The organism is Desulfobacterales bacterium (assembly GCA_028704555.1).
Lineage (GTDB): Bacteria > Desulfobacterota > Desulfobacteria > Desulfobacterales > JAQWFD01 > JAQWFD01.
In genome coordinates this window covers 1-7,472 of sequence record JAQWFD010000069.1, presented here as the reverse complement: position 1 = coordinate 7,472, position 7,472 = coordinate 1, and the positions used below count along the sequence as shown (strand labels likewise).

Annotated in this window: 7 protein-coding genes; all 7 read right to left on the bottom strand. The window is 48.0% G+C overall.

Going from position 1 to position 7,472, the window contains the following annotated elements; genetic code table 11:
• Positions 1–173 precede the first annotated feature (173 nt).
• Positions 174–2,084: a nucleoside-diphosphate sugar epimerase/dehydratase gene (locus tag PHQ97_15590; protein ID MDD4394154.1), complete on the bottom strand. Its 1,911-nt coding sequence runs from the start codon at positions 2,082–2,084 to the stop codon at positions 174–176.
• Positions 2,085–2,288: 204 nt separating this feature from the next.
• Complete coding sequence (gene galE / locus PHQ97_15585) at positions 2,289–3,275, bottom strand: UDP-glucose 4-epimerase GalE (protein MDD4394153.1); 987 nt, start codon at positions 3,273–3,275, stop codon at positions 2,289–2,291.
• A gap of 322 nt (positions 3,276–3,597) precedes the next feature.
• Positions 3,598–5,004: an aminotransferase class I/II-fold pyridoxal phosphate-dependent enzyme gene (locus tag PHQ97_15580; GenBank protein MDD4394152.1), complete on the bottom strand. Its 1,407-nt coding sequence runs from the start codon at positions 5,002–5,004 to the stop codon at positions 3,598–3,600.
• A gap of 168 nt (positions 5,005–5,172) precedes the next feature.
• Positions 5,173–5,430, bottom strand: coding sequence for a UPF0175 family protein (locus PHQ97_15575; protein ID MDD4394151.1), 258 nt, complete (start codon positions 5,428–5,430; stop codon positions 5,173–5,175).
• 143 nt (positions 5,431–5,573) lie between these two features.
• Positions 5,574–5,876 carry a DUF2442 domain-containing protein gene (locus PHQ97_15570; protein MDD4394150.1) on the bottom strand — a complete coding sequence of 101 codons (303 nt, stop codon included), beginning with the start codon at positions 5,874–5,876 and terminating at the stop codon, positions 5,574–5,576.
• The gene (locus PHQ97_15565; protein ID MDD4394149.1) at positions 5,857–6,093 is read right to left on the bottom strand and encodes a DUF4160 domain-containing protein; all 237 of its coding nucleotides are present in this window, start codon (positions 6,091–6,093) and stop codon (positions 5,857–5,859) included. Before PHQ97_15565 ends, PHQ97_15570 begins: the two co-directional genes overlap by 20 nt.
• 480 nt (positions 6,094–6,573) lie before the next feature.
• On the bottom strand, positions 6,574–6,948 hold the full coding sequence (locus tag PHQ97_15560; GenBank protein ID MDD4394148.1) for a helix-turn-helix transcriptional regulator: 375 nt from the start codon (positions 6,946–6,948) through the stop codon (positions 6,574–6,576).
• Positions 6,949–7,472: the final 524 nt, after the last annotated feature.

The following is a 7,472-nucleotide window of genomic DNA, read 5'->3' as shown; positions in this document are numbered from 1 at the left end:
CTCTGACCTCTGACATCTGCCCTCTGTCCTCTGCCATCTGACATCTGACCTCTGACTTCTGACTTCTGCCCTCTGCCCTCTGCCCTCTGCCCTCTGCCCTCTGACCTCTGCCCTCTGACCTCTGACTTCTGACCTCTGCCCTCTGCCCTCTGCCCTCTGCCCTCCGGCCTCAACTACAACACACTGACATTCCCCTTATCGGGCTGATACTCGGGCACGAGTTCTTTCATTCCCGCCCTTATCCCTTTGCTGTCGTGCTTTTCCGCCTTTTCGTATAATTTATTCACACCGGCCATCAGCCACTCCATGAACTTCTCCTGGCTTCCGTGGCCGTGCCAGTCTCCGTTCGGTCTGAGTACCAGAATCTTTTCATGACTTGTCGGCACAATTCCCTCCCCCTGCGTAATCAGCTCTTCATACAGCTTTTCACCCGGCCGCAGGCCCGTATACACGATTTTAATATCAAAATCCGGATCTTTTCCGGAAAGACGGATTAAATCTCTTGCCATATCCGCAATATTGACCGGCGTGCCCATCTCGAGAATAAACACTTCTCCTCCCTCACCCAGGCTGCCGGCCTGGAGAATGAGTTTGGAGGCTTCGGGAATGGTCATAAAATAGCGCATGACCTCGGGATGGGTCACCGTCACCGGCCCGCCCCTTGCAATCTGTTCCCTGAACAGAGGAATCACCGAACCGGACGAGCCGAGCACATTACCAAACCGCACCCCCATCATACGCGTGCCATTTCCCATATGCGCCTGAAGCAACAGTTCACACAACCGTTTGCTGGTCCCCATCACGTTGGTCGGCCGGACGGCCTTATCGGTTGACACCAGAACAAAATAATCCACATGGTTGCGTATGCTTTGTTCAATCGCAATATTCGTACCTTTAATATTATTCAGCACCGCCTCCCAGGGATTTGCCTCCAGCATGGGCACATGCTTATAAGCTGCCGCATGAAAAACGACATGAGGCTGATAATGTCTGAAAACCCCAGACATCAAGGCTTCATCCTGAGTGCTGCCCAGGATGGTTACATATTTCAAATAGTTGACACGATGATGAAGTTCCATCTGAATGGAATATAAATTGGGTTCCGACGCATCCACCATGATGAGCATCGCAGGATTAAACCGGACAATCTGACGGCACAGCTCAGAGCCTATAGACCCGCCTGCACCGGTCACGAGCACTTTTTTGTTTTTTAAAAAGCCTTCAATTTCCGGAATATCCAGTTCAACCGAAGGCCGTCCCAATAAGTCCTGATAATCAACATCCCTGAGCTCCTTGACACTGACCTTGCCGTCTATCAGATCACCAAGACCGGGGAGGGTTTTGTACAAGATTTTACACTGCTCACAGGCATCGACGATACATCGCATCTGCGCACCGGTTGCAGACGGAATGGCAATCAGCACTGACTCGACCGCGTAAGTTTCAAGATACCGTGACAGTTCAGCCAGACCCCCCAAGACCGGGACCCCGTGAATCAGTCGGCCTTTTTTCATGGTATCATTATCAACAAACCCCACTACCCGAAAATTAAGGGCAGGATTGTCGTTTATTTCCCTCAACGCCATTTCACCGGCATCCCCGGCGCCTATTATAATAATCGGCTTTTTCCTCCGCTTGTACCTCCACCCCGAAATCCCCTGCCGGATCTTTCCGTAAAACCCCTGTTGATAAAGCGTACGGATAAACAACCGCAACCCGCCACAAAAAAGCAGGGTCAACCCCCCGTCCAGGATAAACACCGTCCGGGAAAACCCGTTGAACCGATACGCCAGCAGCACCAACCCGATGAGCATCATACTGGAAACGACAACGGACTCCAATAAGCGCATCAGGTCATTGATCCCGGCATAGCGCCACATCCCCTTATAAAGTCCGAATTCCCAGAATACTAACGCTTTTAAAGCAATGATGAACGGCAGCATTTTTAACATATTCGTCAGTTCAGCTCCCGACAGATGAAATTCAAATCGCATCAGGTAGGCGCCCATATGCGCCATGGCAAACAGAATAAGATCCGCTCCGAATACCACGTAAAAATTCCGATTCATAAACAGTGTTTTCATAATGATGTATCTTTTATCAAGGTAAAGGAAAAACTGCACATGGCTAACGACTCTCTTTATGGCTTCACGAATTATTTTTCGTGATCAAGATATTTTGCCACGGATTCACGCGGATGGGCGCGGATCTTTTTCGATATTTGGAAGCGGGGTTGATACAGAACGCAAAAAGTCTCCGGCATCTGACCGCTGTTTCCTGTCTACTGTTTACCTGTATCCCAGCGGATGAGATCGATGCCATTTCCATGCCGTTTCGATAATCTTTTCCGAGTCATCAAACCTCGGCTTCCATCCCAGCTCTTTTTTTATTTTCTCCGATGATGCCACGAGCCGGGCCGGATCACCCGCCCGTCTGGGAGCTTCCCTGACCGGGATGTCATGGCCGGTCACTTTCCGGGCCAGTTCAATAATTTCGCGGACCGAATACCCCGTCTCACAGCCCAGATTATAGACGGCACTGCCATTGCCATCGATTAATCGCTCAGCCGCGGCTATGTGGGCATCGGCCAGGTCCAGCACATGAACATAATCCCGCAGGCATGTTCCATCCGGTGTATCCCAGTCGGTTCCGAAAATCTGCAAACAGCCCCGCTGCCCCAAAGCCACCTGTAGAACCAGAGGGATCAGGTGGGTTTCAGGTGAGTGATCCTCTCCGATTTCTCCGCTTTCATCTGCGCCTGCCGCATTAAAATACCGGAGCGCGGCATACTCAAGCCCATAGGCACGCCGACAGTCTTCAAGAATTTTTTCGACAAACAGTTTTGATCTCCCATACGGATTTGTCGGAATTGTTGAATCGGTCTCATCAATCGGTATCCGGTTTGGCTCCCCATAAACCGCGGCTGTTGATGACAGGATAAACCGCCTGACCCCATGGTCGATCATGGCCTTTAAGAGTGATATGGTTCTGGCCGTGTTGTTATCATAATACGTCAGCGGTTTTTCGACAGATGCGCCTACCAGACTCAGCGCCGCAAAATGCATCACACAGTCAATCTTTTTCCGGGAAAAAATCTGATCCAGCAGATCCGGATTCCCAAGATCTCCCTGTACGAATTGACAATCCCGCACTGCCGCCCGATGCCCGGTGGACAGATTATCCAGCACAATCACCTCATCCCCGCGTTTCCGGAGTACCTTCACCAAATGGGATCCGATATACCCCGCCCCACCGACAACCAGAAACCGTGCCATGTTCACTCCTTTGTCGTGTTTATCAGTTAATAGGAAGCAGTAAGCAGCAGACAAGTGGGAAAAAACTGCCCATGGATAGCGACTCTCGTTATGGCTTCACGGATTATTTTTTTCATGATCAAGATATTTTGCCACGGATTCACGCGGATAATTTTTTTCCACAGATTACTCAGATTACACAGATTATTTTTAAATTCAAGCACCCGATCAATCTTGCTTTTATTTTAATCTGTGAAAATCCGTGTAATCCGTGGATAATATTCTTTCTTTTTATTTATTTAATCTGCGTAATCCGTGTAATCTGTGGATAATATTTTTTCTTTTATTTAATCTGTGTTAATCTGCGTAATCTGTGGATAATATTAACCACCCGTTCCAGGTCCCCGTCACTCATAGCCGTCCCAGAAGGCAAACAAAGCCCCCGAGCAAACAACTCCTCAGCCACGCTTCCCCCAACAGTCCTGCAAGGATATGTCCTTTTTATATTTTTTTGCGCCTTTATGCCTTTGCGTGAGATCTGTTCTTCGCTCTTCCCCTTTTCTCTTTCCTCTTTGCCCTTACTCAGCCCTAAGTCCTCAGCACTCAGCCCTCCGGTTTGAAAAACCGGTTGCCGATGCATAGGCTTCCAAACCGGCCGGGACTCAATATTCTCTTTCTCCAGCGCCAGCCTCACCTCTTCCGGTGAAGCCCCGAACGCTTCCTTATCTATCAAAATAACAGTCAGCCAACGATTCGATCGGCTGTACGCCGGCTCCGGCATGAACCCAATCCCCGGCAAATCCCCCAATGCATTCTGATAATACTCAAAAATTTCCCGTTTCCGCTCAACCCGCTCATCCAGCACCCGAAGCTGCCCCCGGCCGATGGCCGCTACGATATTGCTCATCCGGTAATTAAACCCGATCTCGACATGCTCATAATACGGAAACGCCTCCCGCGCCTGCTGGGAAAGCTTCCGCGCCCGGTCAATAAACGCTTTGTCATCCGAAGCCAGCATCCCCCCACCGGAAGTGGTAATAATTTTGTTCCCATTAAACGAAAAAACCGAAGCTTTAGCTCCGGCGCCAGCATGGTGCCAGAGGTCAGAGATCGGAGATCGGAGATCAGCCTGAGTACTCTGTTCCCTATTCCTTTCCCTTTCCGACATCTGATATCTGACTTCTGACTTCTGTTCCCTATCCCTTCCTGTCGTCTGTCCTCTGTCCTCTGTCATCTGGAACCTTGCTCCAGCTGCCTCGGCAGAATCACAAACCACCGGCACCCCATACCCATCGCAAATTTCCAGAATACGCTCCAGGTCACAGCATTGCCCATACAAATCCGTAGGCACCACCGCTTTTGGCAGTTTCCCTTTCCGGGCACATTCAGCCAGTTCCTGAGCCAGAAGTTCGGTGTCCATATTCCATGAAGCCCTGTCCGCATCAATAAATACCGGCGTAGCACCCAGAAACGTCACCGGGCTCACGCTGCCGATAAACGTCAGCGTCGAAGCCAACACCTCATCCCCCGGCCCAACGCCAAGCTCATTCAGGGCCAGATGCATGGCTGCCGTGCCGCTGGTCAGTGCCACACAGTGAGGAATGCCGACATATTCAGCAAATTCTTTTTCAAACGCATCCACCTGGGGACCAAGGGGTGCGATATAGTTACTTTCAAATGCTTGCTTAACAAAGGCCTGTTCTTCCCCACCCATATGCGGAGGAGAAAGAAATATACGTTTCGAATTCATAATTCTGTCTTTCTGATTGACTGCAGGGAAAAATCTGTAGGTTAAAAAAACGAAAAGAATTAGAATAATAATCACGAAAAAGATTGGATTTCAAGAAATGATTTCAGAGCTTACAAAACAGTACCGAAAGAGCGATCAAAGGCCCTGTATTGCAAATCACCCTGCTGTTCATATATTCATATCCGCAAATTCAGCATCGATCTCGGCCTGATCCCATTCCACGCTGGCTGCGCCATATCGCTGGCAACCAAGTAAAAATGCCGCACGTGACACACCTGCCAACTGTGCAGCCTGCCCGGAAGTCAGCCGCCCCATTTCGTACAATTTCACAGCCAAACAAAACCGGGCCTCCTGTTCAAATGTTTCGGGGCTAAGATTCAGCACGGCAGGTATAGATTCAGGATACTGTATTTCTATTGTCCTCATTTGATTAACCTGTTATTTTTTTCCCTTTTAATATATTAAAGCATATACTCGACCCCAAGTCCTTTTTTTACCGCCATCTCAGTTTCTCACAACCTCACACCATCTCACATCAAATTGTATATCTCGCACTCGAGCCTTTTTCATCAACCCAACCTACGCAGCTCAAGCCATTTTTTTAATGACGACTGACTTTCCCCGGATTGTTTTCCGGCCAGCAGGCCCTCTATGCTGATATCCTCGTCTATATCTTCCCAATGGATACCGTGCCCTCTGCCAATCAGCCTCCAATTCTTCCTTTCTTCCGGTGTAGCATGCAATAAACGGGGATACCATGAAGTAGGGACTGAAATTGTTCTGCCGTCACTAAGATTAACACTCAAGGTATCCTCTGTTACTAATACGCTTTCTGCGACCGGAATTTTAATTTCAAATGCCAAAGTACTCATTCCATGCCTCCAGTATTTTATCCCGATTTTCTTCAATGATCTTGAAAATTTTGGATAAATCCAATCTGTTAAACCCGCCGCTACTGTCCAACCTTAATGGTTCAAGCCAAAACTTTGCGATTTTATCATCTCGCTCGGCATGAACATGAATCGGCTCATCACGGTCACCGGAATAGAAGAAAAAACGATAAAATCCGACTCTGAATATTGTAGGCATCTATCTATTTTCCCCTTTTAATTGATTTTCACACATCACAAACATTGCACAATACTTTCTGTGGGGAGTGTGCAATACGAATGCTTTTTTCCTCGATAAATTTACAAATCAACTATAGGCTCTATGCAGGCATTCCAATCAAAACAGTATTTTTCTTAAGTGATAGATATCTAAGATTATCATTAACCAACTCTGAAAACAATGTAAGATGTTTGGGGATTGGTTATCTGTGTATATCAAAATAGAGAAAACGGAAAGGGTTTGTCCGAATAGATAATGCCGCTTTGCTCTCGCCATGGCTATAATGCTCTTTTTGACCTCAAAAAAGACGATATTGACCCTAAAACGCCCCTAATTTTGCACTTATTCTCTTTTATTTCAAGCAGTTAATTCGGCCCGACCCCATGTGACAAACGACGTTGATACAAAACGCAAAAAGTCTCTGGCATCTGATCTCTGACCTCCGACTTCTGTTCCCTGCTACTCCTTACTCTCCCCGGCACGCCCGTCAGGGCATAGTTGTTCCGCGTTGAGTCCCAAGGCTAAGGCAATTTTTTTAACAGTAGCTGTACGGAGCCGGGCATTGGGACGCTCGAATTTGACGACCGCAGCCTGAGACATTCCCATTCTGCCAGCTAACTCTTTTTGAGTAATGCAGAGATACTCCCGCCATGCCTTGATAATCGGCTCATTCCTCAGAACATGAGCTTCAACAACTTCCTGAGGAATTCCACTGGATCTAGCCTTTTCAGCTTCCAGAAAGGGCTTGATACGGCACCAATCCTCCCAAGGGACCAGAACAAAAGCAGGATGTCCGCAATGTTCGATGGTTTGATATTCAGTAGGTGTGCTCATCACGTTTTTTTACCTCCTCGACACTGACAATACTGATTTCCTCGAACGCGTTAAACAGAATACGCCAATTGCCGACCCGCACCCGGTGAGTATATTGATGATTCACGAGAGGTTTAATACCGGGACATGCCGGAAAGGCTGTCAATCGCCTTGTAGCGGCAAGAATACGTTCCGTTTAAGCGCCTTGGGTTGCCAGATGATTTTCATTATGGTCATATAATAACCTAATATAACCTAAATGCCAATAATAAAGGTTCTATCCAAACTTTGTGTGAGCTTTTTCCAATTACGCTGCGTAAGAGTCGTGGTGCTATAATGCTCTTTTTGATCTCAAAAAATGCAGTATTGCCCCTAAAACAGCCCCTATTTTACCCTCATCCCCTATGATTTCAAACTGTTAACTTGTCACGGTAGGAATGCCGGTTACCCGGCACCCCCCGTACAGATCCGTACGTGAGGTACTACCTCATACGGCTCCTACCTCGGGTACGAACGCTGAAATCTCTGGCTCGGATAAGGATGTA

Bases quoted from the DNA above. Each gene is read 5' to 3' on its own strand.
- PHQ97_15570 (MDD4394150.1), bottom strand. From the start codon at position 5,876: ATGAGTACTTTGGCATTTGAAATTAAAATTCCGGTCGCAGAAAGCGTA.
- PHQ97_15575 (MDD4394151.1), bottom strand. From the start codon at position 5,430: ATGAGGACAATAGAAATACAGTATCCTGAATCTATACCTGCCGTGCTG.
- PHQ97_15590 (MDD4394154.1), bottom strand. From the start codon at position 2,084: ATGAAAACACTGTTTATGAATCGGAATTTTTACGTGGTATTCGGAGCG.
- PHQ97_15580 (MDD4394152.1), bottom strand. From the start codon at position 5,004: ATGAATTCGAAACGTATATTTCTTTCTCCTCCGCATATGGGTGGGGAA.
- PHQ97_15565 (MDD4394149.1), bottom strand. From the start codon at position 6,093: ATGCCTACAATATTCAGAGTCGGATTTTATCGTTTTTTCTTCTATTCC.
- galE (MDD4394153.1), bottom strand. From the start codon at position 3,275: ATGGCACGGTTTCTGGTTGTCGGTGGGGCGGGGTATATCGGATCCCAT.
- PHQ97_15560 (MDD4394148.1), bottom strand. From the start codon at position 6,948: ATGAGCACACCTACTGAATATCAAACCATCGAACATTGCGGACATCCT.